At 46.5% G+C, this 565-nt stretch carries 1 protein-coding gene; it reads left to right on the forward strand.

The features are described from left to right. Nucleotide 1 precedes the first annotated feature (1 nt). A partial coding sequence (gene modB, locus AB4496_RS29270; RefSeq protein ID WP_372133636.1) for a molybdate ABC transporter permease subunit occupies nt 2-565 on the forward strand: 564 nt, incomplete at its 3' end.

The raw sequence follows: 565 nt of genomic DNA on the forward strand, positions 1-565 counted from the left end.
CTTGTGGCTTATTCCTATCGGCATCGGCTTAGCGTGGCTACTCGCTAGAAAACAATTTCTAGGCAAAAGCGTTGTAGAGAGCATTGTCCATTTGCCTTTGGTGCTTCCACCCGTGGTTATTGGTTATTTACTACTAGTGATGATGGGGAGACAAGGTGTTATTGGCTCTTGGCTTAATGACGTGTTTGGTATTGTATTCAGTTTTAGCTGGAAGGGCGCTGCTCTAGCGTGTGTGGTCGTAGCATTGCCTCTGATGGTACGTTCTATACGACTGAGCTTAGAAACCGTAGACAGTAAACTTGAAGAGGCTGCAGCCACGCTAGGTGCTTCACCTCTTCGTGTGTTTTTCACCATCACTTTACCTCTGATGATCCCAGGGATCATTACTGGCACCATGCTTTCATTTGCGAGAAGCTTGGGTGAGTTTGGTGCGACCATCAGCTTCGTTTCCAATATCCCTGGAGAAACTCAAACCATTCCTTTAGCCATGTATACCTTTATTGAAACCCCTGGAGCTGAAATGGAAGCGGCTCGTTTGTGTGTCATCTCAATAGTGATCGCACTG

The sequence above is a fragment of the Vibrio sp. 10N.222.46.A1 genome (assembly GCF_041473595.1).
Taxonomy (GTDB): domain Bacteria; phylum Pseudomonadota; class Gammaproteobacteria; order Enterobacterales; family Vibrionaceae; genus Vibrio; species Vibrio tasmaniensis_A.